General features: G+C 57.3%; 20 protein-coding genes. 16 read left to right on the forward strand and 4 right to left on the reverse strand.

Features of this window, described 5'->3' with window-relative positions:
• The first annotated feature begins 5 nt into the window (after positions 1 to 5).
• From ACN0WW_RS13210 to ACN0WW_RS13220, 3 genes are read left to right on the forward strand one after another with little or no spacing between them, the layout of a single operon-like run.
• Positions 6 to 2,306 (forward strand): bifunctional salicylyl-CoA 5-hydroxylase/oxidoreductase, encoded by a 2,301-nt coding sequence (locus ACN0WW_RS13210; RefSeq protein WP_417613257.1) that lies wholly within the window; start codon positions 6 to 8, stop codon positions 2,304 to 2,306.
• On the forward strand, positions 2,303 to 2,824 hold the full coding sequence (locus ACN0WW_RS13215; RefSeq protein ID WP_417613259.1) for a MarR family winged helix-turn-helix transcriptional regulator: 522 nt from the start codon (positions 2,303 to 2,305) through the stop codon (positions 2,822 to 2,824). Before ACN0WW_RS13210 ends, ACN0WW_RS13215 begins: the two co-directional genes overlap by 4 nt.
• A gap of 2 nt (positions 2,825 to 2,826) precedes the next feature.
• Entirely contained in the window at positions 2,827 to 3,243 is a 417-nt protein-coding gene (locus tag ACN0WW_RS13220) for an acyl-CoA thioesterase (protein ID WP_417613261.1), read from the forward strand.
• A gap of 52 nt (positions 3,244 to 3,295) precedes the next feature.
• Here ACN0WW_RS13220 and ACN0WW_RS13225 read toward each other — a convergent pair whose 3' ends face one another.
• On the reverse strand, positions 3,296 to 4,207 hold the full coding sequence (locus tag ACN0WW_RS13225; protein WP_417613263.1) for a fumarylacetoacetate hydrolase family protein: 912 nt from the start codon (positions 4,205 to 4,207) through the stop codon (positions 3,296 to 3,298).
• A 21-nt stretch (positions 4,208 to 4,228) separates the two neighbouring features.
• Positions 4,229 to 5,356 (reverse strand): cupin domain-containing protein, encoded by a 1,128-nt coding sequence (locus ACN0WW_RS13230; RefSeq protein ID WP_417613265.1) that lies wholly within the window; start codon positions 5,354 to 5,356, stop codon positions 4,229 to 4,231.
• A 101-nt stretch (positions 5,357 to 5,457) separates the two neighbouring features.
• Here ACN0WW_RS13230 and ACN0WW_RS13235 point away from each other — a divergent pair, with 101 nt between their 5' ends.
• Together ACN0WW_RS13235 and ACN0WW_RS13240 are read left to right on the forward strand one after the other, a co-directional pair.
• On the forward strand, positions 5,458 to 6,396 hold the full coding sequence (locus tag ACN0WW_RS13235; protein WP_417613267.1) for a carbon-nitrogen hydrolase family protein: 939 nt from the start codon (positions 5,458 to 5,460) through the stop codon (positions 6,394 to 6,396).
• A complete protein-coding gene (locus tag ACN0WW_RS13240) occupies positions 6,396 to 7,025 on the forward strand; it encodes a flavin reductase family protein (protein ID WP_417613269.1) in 630 nt (209 codons plus the stop codon). Before ACN0WW_RS13235 ends, ACN0WW_RS13240 begins: the two co-directional genes overlap by 1 nt.
• A 9-nt stretch (positions 7,026 to 7,034) precedes the next feature.
• On the opposite strand, the gene ACN0WW_RS13245 is transcribed toward ACN0WW_RS13240, so the two are convergent.
• Positions 7,035 to 8,429: a serine hydrolase domain-containing protein gene (locus tag ACN0WW_RS13245; protein WP_417613271.1), complete on the reverse strand. Its 1,395-nt coding sequence runs from the start codon at positions 8,427 to 8,429 to the stop codon at positions 7,035 to 7,037.
• Between the two features lie 87 nt (positions 8,430 to 8,516).
• Complete coding sequence (locus tag ACN0WW_RS13250; protein ID WP_417613273.1) at positions 8,517 to 9,863, reverse strand: hypothetical protein; 1,347 nt, start codon at positions 9,861 to 9,863, stop codon at positions 8,517 to 8,519.
• Between the two features lie 395 nt (positions 9,864 to 10,258).
• Between ACN0WW_RS13250 and ACN0WW_RS13255 the strand changes: the two genes are divergently transcribed.
• From ACN0WW_RS13255 to ACN0WW_RS13305, 11 genes are all read left to right on the forward strand, one after another.
• On the forward strand, positions 10,259 to 10,645 hold the full coding sequence (locus ACN0WW_RS13255; RefSeq protein ID WP_417613275.1) for a DUF6152 family protein: 387 nt from the start codon (positions 10,259 to 10,261) through the stop codon (positions 10,643 to 10,645).
• Positions 10,646 to 10,719: 74 nt separating this feature from the next.
• On the forward strand, positions 10,720 to 11,532 hold the full coding sequence (locus ACN0WW_RS13260) for a hypothetical protein (protein ID WP_417613277.1): 813 nt from the start codon (positions 10,720 to 10,722) through the stop codon (positions 11,530 to 11,532).
• A gap of 62 nt (positions 11,533 to 11,594) precedes the next feature.
• The gene (locus tag ACN0WW_RS13265; RefSeq protein WP_417613279.1) at positions 11,595 to 12,926 is read left to right on the forward strand and encodes a DUF4185 domain-containing protein; all 1,332 of its coding nucleotides are present in this window, start codon (positions 11,595 to 11,597) and stop codon (positions 12,924 to 12,926) included.
• Between the two features lie 68 nt (positions 12,927 to 12,994).
• Positions 12,995 to 15,151 carry a thiamine pyrophosphate-dependent enzyme gene (locus ACN0WW_RS13270; RefSeq protein WP_417613280.1) on the forward strand — a complete coding sequence of 719 codons (2,157 nt, stop codon included), beginning with the start codon at positions 12,995 to 12,997 and terminating at the stop codon, positions 15,149 to 15,151.
• Positions 15,151 to 16,719 carry an indolepyruvate oxidoreductase subunit beta family protein gene (locus ACN0WW_RS13275; protein WP_417613282.1) on the forward strand — a complete coding sequence of 523 codons (1,569 nt, stop codon included), beginning with the start codon at positions 15,151 to 15,153 and terminating at the stop codon, positions 16,717 to 16,719. The genes ACN0WW_RS13270 and ACN0WW_RS13275 overlap by 1 nt, the downstream gene beginning before the upstream one ends.
• A 168-nt stretch (positions 16,720 to 16,887) precedes the next feature.
• Positions 16,888 to 17,304 carry a MarR family winged helix-turn-helix transcriptional regulator gene (locus ACN0WW_RS13280; RefSeq protein WP_417613284.1) on the forward strand — a complete coding sequence of 139 codons (417 nt, stop codon included), beginning with the start codon at positions 16,888 to 16,890 and terminating at the stop codon, positions 17,302 to 17,304.
• Positions 17,301 to 17,771: a MarR family winged helix-turn-helix transcriptional regulator gene (locus ACN0WW_RS13285; RefSeq protein ID WP_417613286.1), complete on the forward strand. Its 471-nt coding sequence runs from the start codon at positions 17,301 to 17,303 to the stop codon at positions 17,769 to 17,771. The genes ACN0WW_RS13280 and ACN0WW_RS13285 overlap by 4 nt, the downstream gene beginning before the upstream one ends.
• A 119-nt stretch (positions 17,772 to 17,890) precedes the next feature.
• Positions 17,891 to 19,504, forward strand: coding sequence for an AMP-binding protein (locus ACN0WW_RS13290; RefSeq protein WP_417613288.1), 1,614 nt, complete (start codon positions 17,891 to 17,893; stop codon positions 19,502 to 19,504).
• Entirely contained in the window at positions 19,501 to 20,673 is a 1,173-nt protein-coding gene (locus ACN0WW_RS13295; RefSeq protein ID WP_417613290.1) for a thiolase family protein, read from the forward strand. Before ACN0WW_RS13290 ends, ACN0WW_RS13295 begins: the two co-directional genes overlap by 4 nt.
• Positions 20,670 to 21,884, forward strand: a complete 1,215-nt coding sequence (locus tag ACN0WW_RS13300; protein WP_417613292.1) for an SDR family NAD(P)-dependent oxidoreductase — start codon at positions 20,670 to 20,672, stop codon at positions 21,882 to 21,884. The genes ACN0WW_RS13295 and ACN0WW_RS13300 overlap by 4 nt, the downstream gene beginning before the upstream one ends.
• Positions 21,881 to 22,678 (forward strand): cyclase family protein, encoded by a 798-nt coding sequence (locus ACN0WW_RS13305; RefSeq protein WP_417613294.1) that lies wholly within the window; start codon positions 21,881 to 21,883, stop codon positions 22,676 to 22,678. The genes ACN0WW_RS13300 and ACN0WW_RS13305 overlap by 4 nt, the downstream gene beginning before the upstream one ends.
• Positions 22,679 to 22,725 lie beyond the last annotated feature (47 nt).

The raw sequence follows: 22,725 nt of genomic DNA on the forward strand, positions 1-22,725 counted from the left end.
TTACAATGCGGATAGCCTGTTTGGGTGGAGGCCCCGCCGGATTATATTTCGCGATTTCCGCAAAATTGCGCGATCCGGCACACGATATTCATGTATTCGAGCGGAATCGTTCGGGAGAGACCTTTGGCTGGGGCGTGGTTTTTTCCGATCAGACGATGACGAATCTGATGCAAAATGATTCGGTTAGCGCCGAGAAAATGGCCAGCAGTCTTGCCCATTGGGACGATATAGAGGTGCAGGTTTCCGGCCAGTCCGTGATCTCTTCCGGCCACGGGTTCATCGGCATCGGTCGCAAGCGATTGCTCGAAATTTTGAGCGATCGTGCGAAGGCGTTGGGCGTCACCATTCATAACGAATTTCCGTTCGATGCCGACCTGACCCGTTTTTCCGATTTTGATCTGGTCGTAGCAGCCGATGGCATCAACAGCGAAGTGCGGACCGCCAATGCCGAAAAGCTGGGTGTCACCATCGACCAGCGAACCAACAAATTCTGCTGGCTCGGCACCACAAAACAGTTCGATGCCTTCGCCTTTCTTTTTGAAAAAACAGATGCAGGCTGGATATGGGCGCATGCCTATCGCTTTGACGAGACCCACTCCACCTTCATCGTCGAATGCTCGCCGGAAACCTGGGAAGGCCTCGGCTTTGAAAATATGGAGCAGCCTGAATCGATCGCCTTGTGCGAAAAGATTTTCGCACGGCACCTGGATGGCCATCCCCTCATCACCAACGCAACCCATCTGCGCGGATCAGCTGCCTGGATCAATTTTCGCCGCGTGGTGTGCGAAAACTGGTCCTTCGATAATGTTGTCCTGCTTGGCGACGCCGCGCATACCGCACATTTTTCCATTGGTTCGGGGACAAAACTGGCTCTTGAGGACTCGATCAAGCTGGCTGAAGTCCTTGATCGACCGGGACTTGGTGACCGTGCAGCGCTAAAAAACGCGCTGAGCGACTATCGCGATCAGCGGCATATCGAAGTGCTCAAGATTCAGAACAGCGCCCGCAATTCGACCGAATGGTTTGAAACGCTGGACCGCTATATCGGATTCGAACTGCCACAATTCGCCTATTCGCTGATGACCCGTAGCCAGCGGGTCAGTCATGAGAATCTCAGGATCCGTGACCCCGATTGGCTGGGCGGTGTTGAGCGCTGGTTTTCAGGCAACAACTTGCAAGAACATATCCCGCCACAACCAATGTTTACGCCTTTTACGCTGGGCGACATGCACTTGGCCAACCGGGTGGTGGTACCTGCAATGCTGACCTACAGCGCCGACGAGCAGGGATGCACGACAGCTTTTCACCCGGTGCATTATGGAGCGCGGGCATTGGGCGGTGCGGGGCTGATTATCACCGAATCCCTGGCGGTTTCCTCCGAAGGCCGAACCACCCTCGCCTGCCCCGGACTTTACGACGATGAGCAGCTGGAAAGCTGGCAACAGATTGTCACCTTCGCTCATCAGCACAGCAAGGCTCGAATGTGCGCGCAGCTCAGCCACGCCGGGCCACGCGGAAGTTGCCAGATACCGGAGGGAACCAAGGGCATGGATGTTCCGCTGGAGGATCCATGGCCCCTGATCGCTGCATCTGCTCAACCCTGGCGGCCAGGAGGCCTGGTTCCCAGGGCAGCGAATGATGCTGATCTCGACCGAATCTGTCAGAATTTCGTTTCAGCCGCGGAGCGTGCGGAAAAAGCCGGGTTTGACATGATCGAGATCCATGCCGGGCATGGAACATTGCTGGCGAGTTTTCTTTCACCCGCGCTCAATGCGCGGACCGACAGCCATGGCGGAAGTCTGCAGAACCGTCTGCGCTATCCGCTCCGTGTAGTTGAGGCCGTACGCCGGGTATGGCCTTCCTCGAAACCACTGGCCGTCCGTTTTTCGGCGAACGACTGGCTGGGCGAGCGGGGCATCACGCCAGCCGATGCAGTTGTCATCGCGCGCGCGCTTAAAAATGCCGGGGTGGACCTCATCGATGTGTCCGCAGGCGAGACAAGCCCTGACGCAAAACCGGTTTACGGACGGATGTTCCAGACTCCCTTTGCAGACCAGATCCGCAACGAATCCGGGATTCCCGTCATCGCGGTTGGCAACATATTTGAGGCTGATCAGGTCAACTCCATTGTCACAGCCGGCCGTGCTGACCTTGTGGCGATGGGGCGGCCCCATCTTGCCGATCCGGTCTGGACATTGCGCGCGTCGGCCGCAGCCAACGACCACACGCAGTTTGTCCCTTCCCCTTATATATTGGGACAGGACCAGGCACGCAGACTTGCCGAAAAAGCAAAAAGCGCACAATGACCGAAAAAAATAAAGCACGAAGTGAAGGTAAGGCCATTACATTGTCAAATACGTCCAACGAAGAAGCCCTTCCTGCAGGGGCAGGATCTTCCGAACTGCGGATGTGGGTCAGGCTGCTGACTTGCGCCAAGATCGGTGAAAAACAGCTGCGTCGGAGATTTGAAGACGAGTTCAAGACCACCCTTCCCCGCTTTGATGTATTGGCCGCACTTCACCGGGTGCCAGAGGGCTTGCGGATGAGCGCCCTGTCACGAGCTTTGCTTGTATCAAACGGGAATGTCACGCTCGTCGTCAGACAATTGCAGGAAAGCGGTCTGGTTAAAACACAGATCAACCCCGAAGATGCCCGATCCGCCATTGTATCCCTGACCGCCGCAGGGAAGGAGCGATTCATGATTTTAGCGGAGGCGCATCATCGCTGGATTGCCGAAATATTCGACGGCGTATCAGAATCCGACATGGACATGTTGGCGCAACTGCTCGGTCGCGTCCGCTCTGAACTGAGCGCGGATCACTGAGCATGTCATTCCAGACTTCTACCCAGGTCCGCTTTGCCCATGTTGATGCCGCCGGTATCGTGTTTTATCCGCGCTATTTTGAAATGCTGAACGGAGCAGTGGAAGACTGGTTCGCGCTGGCACTGGGCAGCGATTTCCGGACCATGCATCTTGAACGGGGTATCGGGGTCCCTTCCGTGCAAGTTGAAGCAGAATTTATGGCGCCCAGTATGCTTGGTGATGTGCTGACTATCCATATAACTCCGACGCGGGTCGGCCGAAGCAGCTGTTCTTATGAAGCGTTATTCTCTGCAGACGGAACGGACCGGATGAAAGCCAATGCCACCCTTGTCTGCATGGACATGGCCTCCCAGAAATCCACTCCCTGGCCAGATGAGATTCGTCTGCGCATGGTGGATGATATCGTTCCAGCCAACTGAAGCAGCGCTTGCACCGCCGTGAAGCGGTGCAAGCGCGCGCAACCAACAATGATCAGGCAGCAACGACGGGATGCCGCAAGGTTCCAATACCCTCGACGCAGGCAACAATCGTATCACCCGGCCAGAGAAATTCCTGGGGGTCGCGCCCGGCTCCGACGCCGGCAGGCGTTCCGGTGGCGATAATATCGCCCGGCTCGAGCGTGATGCCCTTGCTGATATCAGCGACCAGTTCATCAACCTTGAACAGCATATGGCTGGTATTGCTGCGCTGTTTTTCCACGCCGTTTACGGTCAGCCAGAGGTCAAGAGTCTGGGGATCGGTAATTTCGTCGGCAGTCACCACAACTGGCCCCATCGGGCAATAGCTGTCCTGTCCCTTTGAATAGATCCACTGACCGGCGCGACGGCAATCGCGCGCACTCATATCAATGCAAACCGTATAGCCGAAGATATAGCCGAGGGCTTCTTCGCGAGTGACGTCGTTGGCCCGGCTGCCAATGATGGCTGCCAGTTCAACCTCCCAGTCGAGTTGCTGTGTAATCTCACTTTTGTGCAAGATCGGTTCGCCTGGGCCGATCACCGTGGTTGGCGGTTTGGAAAAAATTACTGGCTCGCGCGGGAGATCGGGGGAGCTGTCTAGTGACTTGGCGCTTTCTGCGACATGTTCCGTGTAGTTGAGACCGATGCCAAATACGTTCTTGCGCGGCCGCGGAATCGGCGCGAGCAGCTTTGCATTGCCAAGCGGTATCGTAGTGCCAAAGGGCAAAGTCTCACCGCAATCGGCAACCAACGACGAAACCGCGGCGACGGCAGCGGGCCCAAGGTCGATGAATTCCAGCATGGTCGATGGCAGTTCGACGCCCTTGGCGACCCCGAATCGAGCCAGATCCAGAACGGCATCGCCAACAATGGCTCCCAGACGCGCTTCAGCCTCGACCGAGGCCCGGTAAGTAACAAGTTTCATTATAGTTCCTTGGTTTGAAAATCAGGATAATATTGGCTGGTTTCCGCCATTGTCGCCGAAGGCTTCTTCGCGGTAGAGACCGAGAGCACGCATCACCGGCAGGTCGTGAAAAGCGAACAGGCAGGCATCCTCCGTCTCCGATGCATTGACATGTTCGTGATACATCCAGGCCGGGACGACGAAAATGTCGCGTTCCTGCCAGTCGAAGCACTTTCCGTTGATAATCGACCAGCCCTTGCCCTTGCAGCACTGATAGACAAAGCTGCCCGTCTGCCGATGGGCTTTGGTGTGCTCACCGGGGCGCAGCATCTGCATATGGGCCCCGATCGTCATCATCACCGGACCGCCGGTCTGGGGATTGACATATTCCATCAGCACACCGTCATAGGGCGAGCCGTCGGTGACCTGCGCATATTTTTGCAGCGCTTCATAAGTCGGCGCCCATTCATATTTCAGCAGCGGAGAATATCGCTTGTCCCACGTCGCTCCCCAAGGGCGCAGGCCTGGGTTGCCCCAAGAGCCAACCGCATCATCCACTGGATAGGTGACGGCATGGCTGAGATCGGGGTGCACCTCATAAAAATTCGCTTCGAGTGCATTCATCATCGGAATGTCGAGGCCGTCCTGCCAGATACAAATCGATCCGTCCTCCGCAATGCCATGTTCGTGCCACGTCCCGTTAGGTGTAAGTACAAAATCGTTGGCGCCGAGCGTCATCTTGTGTCCGTCTACATTCGTAAAGGCTCCGGAACCCTCCATAATGAAGCGCAAAGCGGAAGCGCTGTGCCGGTGGGAATAAGCGCATTCTCCAGGCTTCATCACCTGCAACCCGGAATAGAGCCAGCCGACCGCAGCCATGACGTCCTTGCGCCCAGGGTTCTCCAGATAGACCACACGCCGTCCCGCCTCTTCGGGGGTTACGAGATCAAGTGCCTTCAGCACGTCCTCGCGGAGATCTCGATATCGCCAAAGCATAGGCACCGAGGTCGACACCGGCTCCCATGGCTCGATCTTGTTCGCAACCGTCCACAACGCCCCGGTCCCAAGTTCGGACAAGCGTTTGTAGTAAGCCACGCGATCGGGCGTATCGGTCACATTGGCGCGGCCGGCCATCTCCTCTCGATATTGATCATAACTGGTGTCAGACATTCGGTGCCTCCTCAATTTATTATAAGCTTAAAATAAATTGCACAGAAGTCAAATGGAACTATGGTGGGCGGCAACGAAATCGATCATTGAACGAGGGCACTATGTCAGAATCATTTTCAGCAGCCGTGATCCAGGCGGCCTCCTTCCCGCAAGACTCGCTTTCCTCGGCCGAAAAAGCGGTCGGCCTGATCCGTGAGGCCGCCGCGAAGGGCGCAAAATTGATGGTGTTTCCGGAAGCCTTTCTGGGAGGCTATCCCAAGGGCGCTTCGTTCGGTACACCGGTCGGGCTGCGCAAGCCAGAAGGGCGGGAAGAGTATAGAATTTATCACGAATCGGCGATCGATCTCGATGGTCCTGAAGTCGCTCTGCTGTCGGAAGCAACTGCGGATACAGGGGCTTTTATCGTTATGGGTGTGATCGAACGAGAAGGCGGCACTGTCTATTGCACGGCTTTGTTTTTTGACGGTGAGAAAGGCCTTGTCGCCAAACACCGCAAACTGATGCCGACAGGCGCGGAACGCCTGATCTGGGGCTTTGGCGATGGCTCCACCCTGCCCGTCATCGATACGCCGCTCGGTCGCATAGGGGCCGTCATCTGCTGGGAAAATTACATGCCAATGCTGCGCATGACGATGTATGATCAGGGCGTCACGCTGTACTGCGCACCCACGGCGGACGACCGTGATGCATGGGCGGGCTCCATGCGGCATATCGCTCTGGAAGGACGGTGTTTTGTCCTCTCGGCCTGTCAGTATATTACCCGCAGCGCCTATCCAGACGACTTCGACTGTGCTTTGGGCGACGATCCCGACTCCGTGCTGATGCGCGGCGGCAGCATGATCGTCGCTCCCCTTGGCGAGGTTCTCGCCGGACCGGACTTTTCAGGCGAAACGATTCTTTATGCCCGGATCGACCCGGACGAAGTGGTGCGCGGAAAATATGATTTTGATGTCACAGGCCACTATGCCCGGCCTGACGTATTCAATCTGACGGTCGATGTCGCTCCAAAGCGCGCCGTCAGTCGAACAGAGGAAAGCTGATGGAATTCGACTTTGCCAAGCTGGCAACAGGGGATCGATACAAGCTGATGAGCGCGTCGATCACCCCTCGGCCGATCGCCTGGCTGACCACGCTGTCGTCCGATGGTGTGCGTAACGCTGCACCCTACAGCTTCTTCAACATGATGGGATCAGAACCGCCGCTGGTTGCGCTTGGACTGATGCGTCGCCCGGATGGCAGCCATAAAGACAGCGCCCGCAATATCCTCGATACAGGCGAGTTCGTCGTGAATTTGGTCAGCGAAATCGACGCTGCGGACATGAATTTGACCTGCATTGATGCCCCGCCCGATTTTGACGAGCTGGGCGCTGCGAACCTCACCACCGCCCCATCCAGCCTGATCGCACCACCGCGGATCGCTTCGGCACCGGTGTCGATGGAGTGCCAGCTCTATCAAAGCGTCGAGGCTGGCCTGACGACGGTCGTGCTGGGTGAGGTCTTGCGCTTCCATATTCACGATGATCTGGTCGATGCCGACCGGCTACATGTCGATACTTTGGCTATGAACCTGGTCGCGCGGATGCACGGTGCGGGCTGGTACACACGTAGCACGGATTTGCTTCAGCTGCGCCGCCCGGAATATGCCGAATGGATCAAGACACAGAAATAGGGTAAAGATCTAAAGCGGTTCGTTCCACTCGCGAACGGGCACCATCTCCAGATTGCTGACCTTGCCGTTGTCGGTCATGCCAATGCGCACCTCTACTATGCCGCCTTTGTAGCGCGCCCGGTAGCGAGAGGCGGTTTCTGCGCACCCCTTGCGCATGTCGAACAGGGCGAACTCTTCCATTCCCCCAAGCTCGCTGACCATCCCGCCATAGAGGGCCGTCAGTTCATCAAAGTCGAGCCGAGCGAAATCAATATAATCCGCATAGTCCGGCTGCCCTGAAGCGATAGCTTCGAGAAGACTCCGGACTCTTGCCGTAGTGGCGGGATCGGCATCTGGCCGGGGAGCAGCACGGACGCGGGTCAATGCAGGATCGACAACAGCAGCCAGCCCCCGCGCAACATGCTGCACATCGGCGGCCTCACCATTGGCAAAGACGGCTATGGTCAAGTCTTGCCCGGGGTAACGCAGCGCATAGGTCTGAAAGCCTTGCCAGCTACCCGAATGCCACCACGACTGCGTCGCCGGGGAAAGAAACCATCCCGGAGAATAGGCACAGGTCGAACCGTCATTGAGCTTTGCCGGTTGCGCCAATTCTTTCCAGGAACTGGGGCGAAGCAACTGCCGCTGCGAAACCGCGCGCACCCAAGCCGCATAATCCAGCACCGATAGATATACAGAACCATCAGCGGTTGAATTTGCGGTCTGTGAGATCCATTCGGCGTTACGTAAATTCCCCTGCCGAACTTCATATCCAGCGCTCCGATTTGGAATGATTGCCAGTTCGTCGATCCCGCGGGCCGAATGCATGCCCAATGGGGCAAATAATCGCTGCTGGACGAATTTCGTCCAATGCTCACCGGTTATCTGCTCGATCACGAAGCCCAATACTATATATCCGGCATAGCTGAAGCGCCAACGCGATCCGGCACCAAAATTCAAATCCTCGGCCGCGATAATCGCAAGCAGCTGATCCGTGGTATAGTCGGTCCGAAAATCACCATTCGGAGTGGCCGGGAGACCGGAGGTGTGGTCCAGCAATTGGCGGATCGTGACCTTGTGCCATTTTCGCGGCGCACCCTTCAAATATTTGGTGACTGGCGCATCGAGATTCAATTTTCCATCTTCCACCAGCAACATAATCGCCGCAGCGGTCAATTGCATGCCGGTCGCGCCGGTTTTGAAGAGCGTATCGCTGTGTACCGGGACGCCCAGCTCGATATCCGCCTGCCCGAAGCCCTGGGCGCGCATAAGCTTGCCCTCTTGAATGATGGATATCGCTACGCCCGGCGTATTGCTTGCGGCCATTTCGGCCTGAACCAGATCGTCGACCGGGTCAGCATGCGCGGCCTGCGGCATTGCAGTGAGAAACAGGGCGATAAACGAAGAGCGCAAAATTGATATCATGTAATATCGCTGCCCCAAGATATAGCATTTGAACATTGCGAGAAAGACCAGAATATTTCTAGTCTCGGACAATGGCCTGCTGACAGTTCACGGATTCGTCTGCTTCAGTTGGAAGGTATCAATCGGTCGATATGCTGGCACATTTTCAGAATTGTCCCAAATGCCGTTGGGCCGCAGAACCCGATCAAGAATCAGCGTTGCGCCAATGTTGACATTCTTCATTGTGCGCACCCGATAAAGAGCCTCGAACCCGTTTTTCCTGCTCTTTGCATCAGCCTTGATCGCCAGCAACTGATCCGGGTCGCCAGCGAGCTCCGCCGCTTCTTTCAGCCCGGCATCACCCAGAGCCGCAATAATCAAAATGCGATTATTTGCAGGGCCGGAGAAACCGGCGATATAGGCGAAATCACGCCTGGCGATCCGTTCGTCCGTCAGGACCATGCCATCCGACTGATAGCGTACTCCATTGCCTGAATCTATCAATGCGTCGTTGCCCTTGCTCACCTCAAAGCCTGAGGCTTGCACCAGAGGGTCGCGCAGCAAGAGCGGCATGCCACTGAACTGCCCGACGTAGATTATGTCGGAACTTGCCAGCACTTCCGGTGTCAGCTGAGATGCTGCCTTCAACCGTAAGGATCTGCCCTGAAACCCAGGAACCCTCGATATCGTAGCCCGGACATTCGACAATGCCGCGATTGTTCCGCCGCTGACAAGCTGCTGATTATAGTCGGCAGAATCGTCAACCTTTGTGGGGTTTAGCATCTGGAAGATGGTGAGATCTTCGCGCGTGGGAACAGACCTTTCCCAGACCAGCTGAGGCGCAGCATCTGCATTGCTTCTGTTGCTATCCAATCTGGCAAAAAGATAATAATCGCCAATAACGATCGTGAGCGGTCGTGAATTGCCCGCGAAAGGCTGCCATGCCATGGTTTCTGCCAGAGGATCCGTATCGCGACTGGTCCAGACCAGCGCCAAGCCCCCGATTGTGAGAACTGCCACGCCCAATAGCGCGACCCTGACCGGAAGCGACCGGGAAGATGCACGCACCCATCTTCCAAAGCGCAGCAACGAAGCCGGTTTCTCGCCATCAACCAGCTTGATACAGTAGCTGCCAACGGGAATTTCTATTCTGGGACCGGGCTTGCCCGCGAAAGTTGAATCGATCAACTTGCGCAGCCGATATACATAGACCCGGACGTTGGCATCTTGCGATGTATCCGGACCGGAGTCCTCGGCGAAAGCCTCTTCAGCAATCTGCTGCTCAGAGGGTGTCTCGCCACAGAGAGATTTTTCAAGCAAATAGTCAAACAAACGCAGCAGCTTATCTGAACGGCTGCCCTCCAGAACGCTTCGAGCATCTGCTGCAAGCTCGATTATTTGCTGATGGTGCCGGTCAATGCCCGCTCGATCCGGCTGCTTCTGGTCGATGGTCATAGTTCACAAATTACAACAATGACGCACTAATGCAACAATTGATGGCTAAGGCGTAACATATGAAAACGGCTCCTCGACGAGCCCTGTCTCTCGACAAGGCACACGTAAAAAACCGTAGGCTTTCGCGTCATTTGTTGACCAGTTGCCCGTAAACCGAGCGTTTCAGCCAGTTCGTAACGGTTACACAACGCCAATCAGCTGTGCTCCCAACCCCGCTTGCCATATGTAATGGGGGACCGGTTCGCAGAAGGTAAGGCGGAAAAACGGCGGCGACGGGCAGAACGCCCGTCGCAGCAGAGCCCCCTTAGGATATCGCAAAGATTCATGGACACGCGGTGCTAAGCCGCGTGCCAGGCGAAGGATTGTGAACGTTGCTACTATAAGGAGAGACTGAAATGAATATATCCAGAAAAATTGCAGGACCGATTGGCGGCTTTTGCCTGCTCGCCTCCGCCCTGGCGGCGCCAGCCCTTGCTCATCACTCCTTTGCCATGTTTGATCAGACCCAGATCACAAAGAAGGCAAATGTCACGGTTTCCGAGTTCCGCTACACCAATCCGCATTCCTTTGTCGTGGTGAACGTTCGGGAAAACGGAAAAGTGAAGCGCTATGTGTTTGAATGCAACAGCATCAACATGATGGGTCGTGCCGGATGGAAGTTCAATACGATCAAGGCCGGCGACAAGGTCGACGTCACCTTCTACCCGCTGCGCAATGGCAAACCTGGCGGCATGCTGAAGACCATCAAAATCCCGGATGGCCGCACCCTGAACGCTTGGTAGTTCGTTCGAACATATACAGAATTTAAGAACATAGCGCGCGGCCGACCGCACGTCCGGTCAAAAAGGAGATAAAGATGGTATTTCACAAGTTCACCATGCTGACAGCGGTGGCATTTTCCCTCGGTGCCTGCGCCTCAGTCGATGCCAAGGCCCCGTCAACAGCTCAGGCTGCTCCTGCATCGGTCGCTGGAGATCGGGTCGAGGTGCCGAACATCACGGGGGTGTGGGAAATTTACCCCGACCCCTTCGCAGGTGACGAAAATGTCTTTCTTGAGCTTCCTGTCCCTGGTGACGGCCCTAACCTGAAAGAACCCTATGCCAAGGAGTGGAAGAAGCTTCGAGACGAGCGGGATGCGCTTCTCAAGGCGGGTACGCCTCGGGTGGACCCGAGCACCCAGTGCCTGCCCGAAGGCATGCCGATGATCATGGGCGCGATCTTCCCGCTGGAGATTTTACAGACCCCCGGTCAGGTCACTGTTCTGGCAGAATTCCTGACCCAGACCCGGCGCATCTATCTCGACAAGCCAATGCGCGCGCTCGATGAGATCAATCCGTCCTATTACGGGTTTTCGTCGGCGAAATGGGAAGGAGACACCCTGGTCGTAACGACCAAGGGCGTGAAGGAAGACGTTCTTTTCTTTGAAATCCCGCACAGCCGGGAAATGGTTATCACCGAACGGATACGCCTGACAGGTCCCGATCTGATGGAGGACGTGATCACCATCGAAGATCCTGTCATGCTGGAAGAGCCCTATACATTTACTTACGGCTACCGGCGCAATCCCGAATATGAAATTCAGGAATATTATTGTGAGCGCACGGACCCGCTTTTCAAGATCACCGAAGATGGCACGATCGAAATGAAGACCGCTGACGAGATTGAATGAACGCTTGGCTTTCGGATCGGAGCACGGACCGCTCCGATCCGGCCAGACCCGGAGGATCTCTGATGACTCAAAGACGTGAATTTCTGGGGAAGTCTCTAGCGATCGGTCTGGCGACCCTTTGCGATGGATATTTATCCCCCGCCGTTGCCCGCCGCTCCAATCTGAACCAAGCCATGGAAGTGACGCGGGCCCTGCCCGATGACAGTTCGATCATGCGCCTCGGCGGCCTGGGCGATGGGTACAAGATGACCATCGCAGCGAACGGCAAGCAAATCGTCGTGGTTAATGATGGCACCGGCTGGGCACCGCCACCGGCAACTTTTTACAGTACACGACTGTGGGAAATGGAAGGCGAGCCAGAAACGGTCCGCTTCCAGATGCTTGATGGCTATCCCAACGTCGATCGTGCGGCCCATCCAGAAGGCGCGCCTCATTATTATGGCCATGGCGTCATCGCCATCGGCCAGCATCTGTACCAGTTTCTTGCAACACTGGACGATGCCGAAGACCGTCCGCGCCGCTGGACCGGTGCCAAGCTCATCTATTCCAAGGATAGCGGCGTGACCTGGCACAACCAGAATGGATCGAGCCCGATAATATGGGAAGACTGGGATCAACAAAACTCTGTCAGTTTCCCCTTCTTCAACGAACCGGATGGCTGTTTTTCGCTGCTGTCCTTCTTGCAGCAGGGCAAGGCTTATGCCGAAAACCGGGACGGCTATATTTATGTTTACGGTCTGAACGGCAGCGTCGACGGACTGATGAATCAACTCGTCATGTTCCGCGTACGCCAGAACAGACTGCTCGACCGCTCCGCCTATCGCTTCTTTGCGGGTCATGACCGGAATGGCACGGCTCGCTGGTCAGCAGATATTGCCGATCGGCAGCCGGTGCACAATTTCCCGCTTGGCTGGGTCAACTACACCAATTTGTTTCCCGGCGATCTGGTCGTGGAATCCTGGTTACCCAGTGTCGTTTATAACGCTCCGCTGGGGATATATATGATGGCGAGCGCGGGGATTGGCAGCGCACCCGATGGTACCGAGTTTGGCAAGCCAAGCTATCTCGGCATATGGGTATCGAAAAACCCCTGGGGACCCTGGCGGCAAATTCACGAAGATGCCGCCTGGACGCCGGGCAATGATACGGGCGCTCGCGCATACGCACCGCAGATCGCTCCCGGCTGGGTTGCCGCGGACGGAAAATCCTTCTGGCTGGTCTGGGCCGATCTGGCCGGCATCCGCGAATTCGGCAGAGATGAAGCGCTGGTCGATGCGGAAATGGCAAAGGCCAGCAATGCCAGCGAACGTACGGTAATAGAGGCGGAAATTCTCCGTCGGTACATGCCCGGCTTTTCGATGAATGCACAGAGGGTCGACCTGACGCTGGACTAGAATCCGTTCCTCATTGACTTACTTCACCTCCATATCTATGCATTTGCATATATTGAAAGGTGATAGTTATGGCAGAGAGATCGTTCGCAAAAGAAGTTGAGCATTTGCGCCTTGGAGATGGCGATCTCTTCAAGGGAGAGGCCATTCTAGCGATCACCAAGGGGTTGCTGCAGGCTGGCGTTTCTTATGTTGGCGGCTATCAGGGCTCACCTATATCCCACTTGATGGACGTGCTGTCGGACGCACAAGATATCCTCGGCGAACTGGGTGTGAATTTCCAGAGCTCTGCCAATGAATCCACCGCCGCCGCAATGCTCTCCGCTTCGGTCATGTATCCCCTTCGGGGCGCAGTCGCCTGGAAATCGACGGTTGGCACAAATGTCGCCTCGGATGCCTTGGCCAATCTTGCCTCGGGCGGCGTAACCGGCGGTACACTCGTGATCATTGGCGAAGACTATGGCGAGGGTTCCTCGATCATGCAGGAACGCACGCACGCCTTTGCCATGAAATCACAAATATGGCTGGTGGATCCCCGCCCCGATCACGGCCAGATCGTAGACCTGATCGAAAAAAGCTTTGAACTGTCGGAAGCATCGAACACCCCGGTCATGCTCGAAGTGCGCGTGCGCACCTGCCATATGCATGGCAGTTTCATAGCCAAGGACAATGTCAAACCTGCTTACTCGATCGACGATGCCCTGAACACACCAAAGCGCGACTTGGGGAGAATAGTGCTGCCCCCCGCTGCCTATGAGCATGAACAGGAGAAAATCCATCATCGTCTGCCAGCGGCAATCGATTTCATCCGCAGCAACTGGCTGAATGAATTTTTCGGACCCGAAACCGGCAAGGTCGGCATCATGTTACAGGGCGGGATGTACAATAATGTGATCCGTGCTCTGCAATATCTCGGACTGTCCGATGCTTATGGAAACACCCAGATTCCGCTTTACGTAATGAATGTCACCTATCCGGTGATCGACAGCGAGATGGAAGAATTTGCAAAGGGCAAAGATGCCATATTGATGGTGGAAGAAGGCCAGCCGGAATATCTCGAGCAGGCGCTCAATACCGTTCTCCGGCGCAGCGGCGCATCGGCAACCATCTACGGCAAGAACGTCCTACCGATGGGTGGCGACTATTCGGTCGAAGCTATCATGCACGGGCTCGAGACCTTTCTCGAGGAAACCGACCCCCATATCATGGGCAATCGCCCGCCCCGTCCAGACGCTCGTCCGGTGCTGGCCCAACCGGCAGTGAAAAAACTGAAATCTGTTGTGCCTGCGCGGCCGCCAGGCCTGTGCACCGGCTGTCCGGAGCGGCCTATTTTCGCGGCGATGAAGATGATTGACCAGGACCTGGGCGAACATCATGTTTCTGCCGATATCGGCTGCCATCTGTTTTCCATCCTGCCGCCGTTCAACATCGGCAACACGACGATGGGCTTTGGCCTTGGCGGTGCTTCAGCTTCTGCGTTCAGCCGCAGCACCGGCAAGCGTTCGATCGCGGTCATGGGCGATGGCGGTTTTTGGCACAACGGACTGACAAGCGGGATTGGCAACGCTGTTTACAACAAGCATGACGGCGTTTTCCTGATCGTCGACAATTTCTATTCTTCCGCCACGGGAGGCCAGGACATCCTGTCCTCCCGCGCGCACAACAAGTCGCGCAAGACCAACAATCCGATCGAAAAAGCGGTTCGCGGCGTGGGGGCGACATGGGTCCGGGAAGTCGACAGGACCTATGATGTTGGGAAAATGAAGAAGGTGCTGCACGAGGCCCTGACCACCAAGGCGGAAGGGCCAAAGATCATTATCGCATCGTCGGAATGCATGCTCAACAAGCAACGCCGCGTGCGCCCGATCGAGGCCAAGGCGGTCAAGGACGGCAAGCGCGTCGTCAAGCAGCGATTTGGCGTCGATGAGGATGTATGTACCGGAGACCATGCCTGCATCCGGCTGTCCGGCTGCCCGTCCCTTTCGGTCAAACAGCTCGACGATCCTCTGCGTGACGACCCGGTTGCCGCGATCGACAATAGCTGTGTGGGATGCGGGAACTGCGGCGAGGTCTCGGAGGCTGCGGTCCTGTGCCCTTCCTTCTATCGCGCTGACATCATCAATAACCCGACATGGTGGGACCGCTTCAAGGCCAAAGCCGCAATGGGGCTGATCAGCTCGCTGCAGAACCGGCGCGAGCGCCGCCGCATCGTTGTGGAGGCCGCGTGATGCGTGACGAAACGGTAAAACTTCGCCTGGCATCGGCAGGAGACGCCACCGAACGCCCGATCTCGATCGCGGTTGTCGCCATGGGCGGCCAAGGCGGTGGCGTGCTGACCGGCTGGATTGTCACGCTGGCAGAAAATGCTGGCTGGGTGGCGCAGTCCACTTCGGTTCCCGGTGTGGCCCAGCGGACTGGCGCTACCATCTATTATGTTGAGATCATGCGGCCACAGGACGGCAAGAGACCCGTCCTCGCACAGATGCCAACCCCTGGCGACGTGGACGTGGTCATAGCTTCGGAATTTATCGAGGCCGGGCGTTCGATCCTGCGCGGTATTGTGACGCCTGAACGCACCACTCTCATTGCTTCAAGCCACCGTTCCTTTGCGATTGGCGAAAAGAGCGCTCCGGGAGAAGGGATCGCCGACAGCCGATCCGTCACCGACGCGGTGGACGTTACGGCGCTGAATAGCATCATATTTGACATGAACGCCCTCGCCGCTGCCCATGGCAGTGTCATTTCATCGGCGATGTTCGGGGCTCTTGCCGCCTCTGGCGTGCTGCCCTTCGCCGTCTCCGATTATCATGCCGTCATCAAAGGCAATGGCAAGGGCGTCGCTGCAAGTATCAAGACATTCGATGCGGCGTTCGACCAAGCGCGCGGCTCGGGAGAAGCCACGCCTCCGCAAAAAGCGGATCCGTCTGTCCATATTACACCCGCTGCCAAGGGCCGGGTTTCGCCGCGGGCTGAACCGCTGGTCACCCGCGCAGAAACGGGCTTCCCTCCGCAGGTAGCGACCATGGCGCGCATCGGCCTGGCAAAAGTCATCGACTTTCAGGATCTGGACTATGGTGCCGAATATATCGACCAAGTCGAGACCATCCATCAGCTGGACATCAGTCTGGGCGGGGCAGAGCAGGATTTTGCGCTCAGCGTCAATGCGGCAAAATATATCGCAAACGCCATGGCTTATGACGACGTCGTTCGCGTGGCCGATCTGAAGACCCGGGCGGCGCGGCATAACCGGATCGGTCAGGAAATCGGCCTTCGTCCGGACCAGTTGTTCGAGACGACCGAATATATGCATCCGCGCCTCGAAGAGGTCATCGGCCTTGCGCCAATCTGGTTCGGCCGCTGGCTCCAGAAGCGCCCAGGACTCTACGGGTGGCTGGACCGGCGGATAAGCAAGGGGCGCAGAGTGCGAACCTATTCCCCGGGTTGGTTCATGATGCTCTATCTGGTCGCCGGTATGCGCAGCTGGCGACGCGCGTCGCTGCGGCATCAGGAAGAAACCGCCCATCGCGATGCATGGCTGGCTCTGGCGAGCGAGCTTGCCAGAAACAATTATGCACTCGGTGTAGAGGTGCTGCAATGTCGGCGGCTGATCAAGGGCTATTCGGACACGCACGCACGAGGAGTTTCAAAGTTCGCGAAAGTGACCGAAGAGATCAAATCGATCGCCCATCGGGACGACGCAGCCGAATGGGCGCGCCGGTTGCGCGAAACGGCCATCCGCGAAGCGGAGGGCGATGAGCTCGATGGATTGATCCAGACCATCCGGTCGTTCGCCTGATTAAAACTTGCCCGTGTCAGTGGAAGGTAGCATGAAGCCAGAGATGCTGTGCTTCCGACCCTTTTGTGACAAGGCAAGATGATGATGCCCCAGTCCGATCCACCTGCAGCTGCCACTGAAGAACCGCGATACGCGCGCGGTCTCGAAGCACAGCTATGGCTTGCGGTAATGGACTTTCATGGCGATGTATTTTCCCGCCTGAACCAGACGCTTGGAAAAGAATTCGGCCTCACGCTGGCGAAGTTTGATGTGCTGGCCCAGCTTTACCGTTTCCGCCAGGGCCTCACGCAGGTCGTTCTGTCGCGCCACCTCAAGGTGACTGGTGGCAATGTTACCGGGCTGGTTCGCAGGCTGGCTGCCGACAAACTGATTACCCGCGACGTATCGCCGGACGACCGGCGCGCATTCATCGTACGGATCACTCCGAAAGGAGCTGAACTTTATCTTGCGGCCCAGCAACGCCATGACGCGCTTCTCAAAGAATGGTTCGACCGGGCCAACACTCAGGACTTGCGCGACGCCTTAACGTCGCTTTTATCCTTGTCCTCACGCTTAGGCCCAGATGGGATGGAAAGTAAAATATGAGCAAATCCAATCCGCCCAAATCATATGAGGAGTTGGAGCATTATCTCCCCTATCTCGTAAACCGGCTCGCCAACCTCGGGCAGGCGGCCCAAAATCGCATGCTGCAGGCAAACAAGATCAATCTTGTGTCGCTGCGCACGTTGTCGATTCTAGCAATCGAAGATGGACTGACGATCAACGAGATAGCGGAACGCACCTTTTCCGAACAATCTTCGACCAGCCGGGCCATAGACGCAATGGTTTCGCAAGATATCGTCGAACGGCGAACGCCGGACCATGACCAGCGACGGCGCGAAGTCAGACTGACGTCCAAAGGCCGCGCGCAATTACACGATAGCTGGCCATCCATGGAACAATATTTTGAAAAAGTGACCGCAGGGACAACGCCGGAAGATCGCGAAACCTGCCGAGCGGTATTGGCGCAAATGCTCGAGAATTTGGCACAGTCCAACAATTGGTCCTCCTGACCCCTGCCCCCGAACAACTCGATTGACAGATTTTAATTGATGTATAAACATATGCATCTGCATATCTATCCGCGTTCGGCGCACGGGGTGCAGACGAACAAGAGGGACTGGATGTGATTGTGAACGACAACACGATATTCGAACGCTTTGCCGCTGCAGCCGTTCGCTGGCCGGACAAGCCGTTCCTCAACATTCTTCCCGAAACCGCAGAGGTTTATGCAATTCCTGCCGGCGAAATCTCCTATAAGGAGATGCTCGAAAGGGTTCGCGTACGGCAACACACCCTGACCGAAGCAGGATATGGCGAAAGCACCCGGGTCGGCCTGTTGCTGCAAAACAGGCCGGAGTTTATCGAAATCTGGTTCGCGGCGAACAGCCTTGGTGCTTCGGTAGTCCCGATTAACCCTGATCTCCGACGGAGCGAACTTGAATATCTGATTGAGCATTCCGAAATGGCGGCAGCCTTCGTCGTGCCGGAACGAAAAGAAGAAGTCGCAGCAGCGGCGCAAGCCGCAGGCAGCGCTATGGTGCCTGTCACACCCCTCGATCCGGTACCGCCCCTGGTCGACAAAGGACAAACGGCATCGGGCGATGGCGCCTCACGCGAAGCAGCCCTGCTGTACACTTCAGGTACGACGGGGCGCCCCAAAGGGTGCGTGCTGTCCAACGAATATTTTCTGCATTCGGGCGACTGGTATCGCGATGCCGGCGGCCTTATTTCCCTGCGCCCCGGTGAAGAGCGGATGCTCACGCCGCTACCGGTATTTCACATGAATGCCATGGCCGTATCCACGATCGCAATGGTCACCATGGGCGGCTGCCTGACCGTGCTTGACCGCTTTCATCCATCAACCTGGTGGGATTCCGTGCGCGAGAGCAAGGCGACCTGTCTTCACTATCTGGGCGTCATGCCCGCCATGCTGATGAAGACCGAGACCGGTCCGCAGGACAAAGAACATTGCGTCCGCTTTGGCTTCGGCGCTGGCGCTCCCGCCGAATTGCATGGGGCCTTTGAAGAACGCTTCGGTTTCCCCCTGATCGAGGCATGGGCGATGACGGAAACCGGCAGCGGCGGCGTCATCAGCGCGCACCGCGAACCCCGCAAGATCGGCACAAGTTGCTTCGGCAGACCGACCGACGAAGTGGACATTCGCATTGTTGATGATGCAGCCAGAGATGTCGTGGGAGAACAACCGGGCGAACTGCTCGTCAGGCGTGCTGGCGACAATCCTCGCTATGGGTTCTTTCGGGAATATCTGAAAAATCCGGAAGCGACTGACGAAGCCTGGCAGGATGGATGGTTCCACACCGGCGACATCGTTTCGCGTGACGCCGATGGCGATCTACACTTTGTCGATCGCAAAAAGAACGTTATCCGCCGGTCGGGCGAAAATATTGCTGCGGTGGAGGTTGAAACGATTCTGGCCAAGAACCCGACCATCAGGCAAGTCGCGGTAGCCGCGACGCCCGATCCGGTGCGCGGTGATGAGGTGGTCGCTTTGCTGGTGACCGACGGGTCCTTCTCGAATGCCGATGCCGCAGCGGAAATTGCCCGCTGGGCGCTGGAAGAGATGGCCTATTACAAGGTGCCGGGCTGGATCGGTTTTGTCAGTGAACTGCCCCGCACACCCACGGAAAAAATCCTGCGGGCCGCCCTGAAGGATCTCGTCGCGGAGAAAATGGCCGCGGGCGATCTGTATGATACCCGGGCTCTCAAGAAACGGAGCAAATGAGCCGCGCACCCTCCCCCTATGACAGCGTTGCCGTTTGCGCTCCGGTGACCGTGCCTTATGTGCGCTTCTCGCCGGAGAGCGCACACTGGTGGGCTGGAAAGGCTCTCCGTCAGCTGGCGCACGACACCGGTTTCGGCCCGGATGATATTGACGGTTTCTGCTTTGCCAGCTTTTCCGCCGGTCCGGATACCGCTGTCGGATTGACGCAGCATCTTGGGCTCACTCCGAGATGGCTGGACCACTTGCCAACCGGAGGCGCGAGCGGCGTCATGGCGCTGCGCCGGGCCGCGCGCGCGGTGCAATGCGGGGATGCTGAAATCGTCGTCTGCCTGGCCGCCGACACCAACCAGATCGACAGCTTCCGGCATAGTCTCGCGAACTTCTCCCGGTTTTCCCAGGATGCGGTTTATCCCTATGGCTTTGGCGGTCCCAATGCGACATTCGCACTGATCACCGATGCCTATATGCGCGCTTTCGGCGTCACGCGCGAGGATTTCGGCAAGCTGTGCGTCGCCCAGCGCGCCAATGCAATGTCGAACCCGCTGGCCCTGCAACGCCGTCCGCTGTCGCTGGAGGCCTATCTCTCTGCCCGCCCCATCGCTGATCCTGTCCATCTCTACGATTGCGTCATGCCCTGTGCCGGAGCCGAAGCTTTTATCGTGACCACGTCTGAAATCGCCAAGGCGCGTGGCCTTGCTGCTGCCAGCGTTCTGGCCACGATCGAACGGCACAACGCCTTTCCCGAAGATCCTGTGCAGCTGCGCGGCGGCTGGGCTATGGATATTGATCAGTTCTGGGCTTCTGCCGGAATAAGCCCGGCAGATGTCGATAGTCTTCAGGTCTATGATGATTATCCGGTGATCGTCGCGATGCAGCTCGCGGATCTCGGCTTTTGCAAACAGGAAGACGTCGCCGACTTTATCCGGAGCACGAGTTTCAACATTGACGGCGACCTGCCCCTGAATACCAACGGCGGCCAGTTGTCTGCAGGCCAGGCTGGGGCTGCTGGCGGCTTTCAGAACATGACCGAAGGCTTGCGCCAGATTATCGGGCAGCCGCTGGGCGATCAGGTGCCCGAAGCCGAAATCGCGGTCGTATCGGGCTTTGGGCTGGTCAATTATGATCGCGGCATCTGTACCGGTGCTGCTGCGCTGAGGGCAATCAAATGACCGGGCGTTTCCCTCGCGAAAAGCGCGATCCGGTGGCACGCAAAAAGGCCCGCCATATTTCGCCCGCGAGCCGCAGCCGCGCCATGCATGCGATGTCGGCCCGCGCCGCACAGGGCCGTTTCGTTATGCAAGTCTGCACCGACTGTGACAAGGCCACCTATCCACCGCGTGACGCTTGCCCCCATTGCTGGGGCGAACTCGTCTGGCAGGACCGTCCAAACGGGGCGGAAATATTATGTGAGACGATCATCCGTACATCCACCGACCTCTATTTCCGGGACCATCTGCCTTGGCGGATGGGCAAGGTAGCACTTGATGCCGGACCGGTGGCCCTGGTTCACCTGCATCGGGATCTTGGGGTAAAGGACCGGGCTGCAGTCCGCCTCATGCTGGATCGGAGCGGAAACGCGGCGCTGTTCGCGGTTCCACCCACAGGAGAAATTGATATGACCGACCCGCAGTTGCGCGAATTCATAGTGCCTGTTGCTGGGAAAACCGTGCTGGTAAGCGATGCCAGCAGCGCGATTGGCCTGGCTGTGGTCAAGGCCTTGCACGATGCCGGGGCAGGCTTGATCGTTGCCGGAATGCAACCACCAGAACGCCTGACCGACCAAAAGCATCCGATACTCAACCTGAAGGGAGTCCAGCCGGTACCGCTCGATATCGTCGACCAGGTCAGTCTGACCGAGGCGCTGAGCAAGGTCGGTGGTCCGCTGGATATAGTCATCAACACCGACCGCCATGTGCGTGGCGGCGGCGTCAGTGACCAGGCCAATATTGTCGAGCAACGCCGCGCCTTTGATGTCTCGGCAATCGGCTTTACCCGGCTGGCAGAGGCCTGCGCGCCGATGCTGGCAGGACGATCCCACGGTGCCTTTGTGGACCTGATCTCGAGCGACGCCATGGTCGGCGCAGCAGACAATGCGGCTTTTGCAGCGGCGGAAGCAGCGCGATTGTCGCTGCTGCAGTCATTCCGCCATGAAATGCGCAGCGCCGGCGTGCGTGTCCTCTCCGTCTTTACCGGCCCGGTCGAGGATGAACATCATCAGACCGTACCGCCGCCGAAGGTCGCTCCTGCCCGTCTGGCTTCAGCGATTGTCAACGCGTTGCATGAGGGCCGTGAACAAAGCTGCGTCGGCGACGTAGCCAGTGACGCCATGGCGCGCTGGCTTGCCGATCCGATGCTCTATGCCCGGGAGAAGAACCTATGAATACCGTCCCCAATTCTGCGCTTACCGCGATGCTTGGCGACATCGCGAGCGGCGCGATTCGCGTTATCGATCTTACCAATATATTGTCGAGCGATTTTCCGGTTATCGTTCTGCCGTCGGAGTTCGGCCAGTGCGAACCGTTCCGGATGGAAACGGTCTCGCGTTACGACGGCAACGGCCCGGCCTGGTATTGGAACAATATCTCGATGAATGAGCATACAGGCACGCATTTCGATGCCCCCGCGCACTGGATCACGGGTCGCGACATCCCAAATGGCACGGTGGATGCCATCCCCGCGCGGGACTTCATTCATCCTGCAGTGGTGATCGACATCGCCGATGAAGCGAACGAAGATGATGACTTCATCCTTACCCGCGGATTCCTGGAAAATTGGGAAAAGCAGAACGGCCCGATCCCCAATCGTCACTGGGTCCTGCTTCGCTCCGACTGGTCAAAGCGGGTCGGCACCTTATCCTATCTCAACCTCAAGGATGACGGTGCCCATTCGCCGGGCCCCGATGCGGATGCGATGCGCTTTTTGGTCCACGACCGCGATTGTATCGGTCTTGGCGTCGAGACAGTGGGCACGGATGCGGGACAGGCATCCCTGTTCGATGAGCCCCTGCCTGCGCACTCGATTCTGCATGGCAATGGTCGCTTCGGCCTGCAATGCCTGACCAATCTTGACCAGTTGCCGGTTTTCGGATCCGTCATCGTGTCCACACCCCTGAAGATCAAGGGAGGGTCAGGCAGCCCGCTGCGGGTTATCGCCTTGGCACCCAGCAAAGATTGAGTCTAGGCCGCCTAGTGTTTGGCCTCAGCCTGCAATAAAATTGTTAG

The organism is Parasphingorhabdus sp. (assembly GCF_048269865.1).
GTDB lineage: Bacteria > Pseudomonadota > Alphaproteobacteria > Sphingomonadales > Sphingomonadaceae > Parasphingorhabdus.

Coding starts and splice junctions, on each gene's coding strand:
- ACN0WW_RS13210 (WP_417613257.1), top strand. CDS start 6: ATGCGGATAGCCTGTTTGGGTGGAGGCCCCGCCGGATTATATTTCGCG.
- ACN0WW_RS13215 (WP_417613259.1), top strand. CDS start 2,303: ATGACCGAAAAAAATAAAGCACGAAGTGAAGGTAAGGCCATTACATTG.
- ACN0WW_RS13220 (WP_417613261.1), top strand. CDS start 2,827: ATGTCATTCCAGACTTCTACCCAGGTCCGCTTTGCCCATGTTGATGCC.
- ACN0WW_RS13225 (WP_417613263.1), bottom strand. CDS start 4,207: ATGAAACTTGTTACTTACCGGGCCTCGGTCGAGGCTGAAGCGCGTCTG.
- ACN0WW_RS13230 (WP_417613265.1), bottom strand. CDS start 5,356: ATGTCTGACACCAGTTATGATCAATATCGAGAGGAGATGGCCGGCCGC.
- ACN0WW_RS13235 (WP_417613267.1), top strand. CDS start 5,458: ATGTCAGAATCATTTTCAGCAGCCGTGATCCAGGCGGCCTCCTTCCCG.
- ACN0WW_RS13240 (WP_417613269.1), top strand. CDS start 6,396: ATGGAATTCGACTTTGCCAAGCTGGCAACAGGGGATCGATACAAGCTG.
- ACN0WW_RS13245 (WP_417613271.1), bottom strand. CDS start 8,429: ATGATATCAATTTTGCGCTCTTCGTTTATCGCCCTGTTTCTCACTGCA.
- ACN0WW_RS13250 (WP_417613273.1), bottom strand. CDS start 9,863: ATGACCATCGACCAGAAGCAGCCGGATCGAGCGGGCATTGACCGGCAC.
- ACN0WW_RS13255 (WP_417613275.1), top strand. CDS start 10,259: ATGAATATATCCAGAAAAATTGCAGGACCGATTGGCGGCTTTTGCCTG.
- ACN0WW_RS13260 (WP_417613277.1), top strand. CDS start 10,720: ATGGTATTTCACAAGTTCACCATGCTGACAGCGGTGGCATTTTCCCTC.
- ACN0WW_RS13265 (WP_417613279.1), top strand. CDS start 11,595: ATGACTCAAAGACGTGAATTTCTGGGGAAGTCTCTAGCGATCGGTCTG.
- ACN0WW_RS13270 (WP_417613280.1), top strand. CDS start 12,995: ATGGCAGAGAGATCGTTCGCAAAAGAAGTTGAGCATTTGCGCCTTGGA.
- ACN0WW_RS13275 (WP_417613282.1), top strand. CDS start 15,151: ATGCGTGACGAAACGGTAAAACTTCGCCTGGCATCGGCAGGAGACGCC.
- ACN0WW_RS13280 (WP_417613284.1), top strand. CDS start 16,888: ATGGACTTTCATGGCGATGTATTTTCCCGCCTGAACCAGACGCTTGGA.
- ACN0WW_RS13285 (WP_417613286.1), top strand. CDS start 17,301: ATGAGCAAATCCAATCCGCCCAAATCATATGAGGAGTTGGAGCATTAT.
- ACN0WW_RS13295 (WP_417613290.1), top strand. CDS start 19,501: ATGAGCCGCGCACCCTCCCCCTATGACAGCGTTGCCGTTTGCGCTCCG.
- ACN0WW_RS13300 (WP_417613292.1), top strand. CDS start 20,670: ATGACCGGGCGTTTCCCTCGCGAAAAGCGCGATCCGGTGGCACGCAAA.
- ACN0WW_RS13305 (WP_417613294.1), top strand. CDS start 21,881: ATGAATACCGTCCCCAATTCTGCGCTTACCGCGATGCTTGGCGACATC.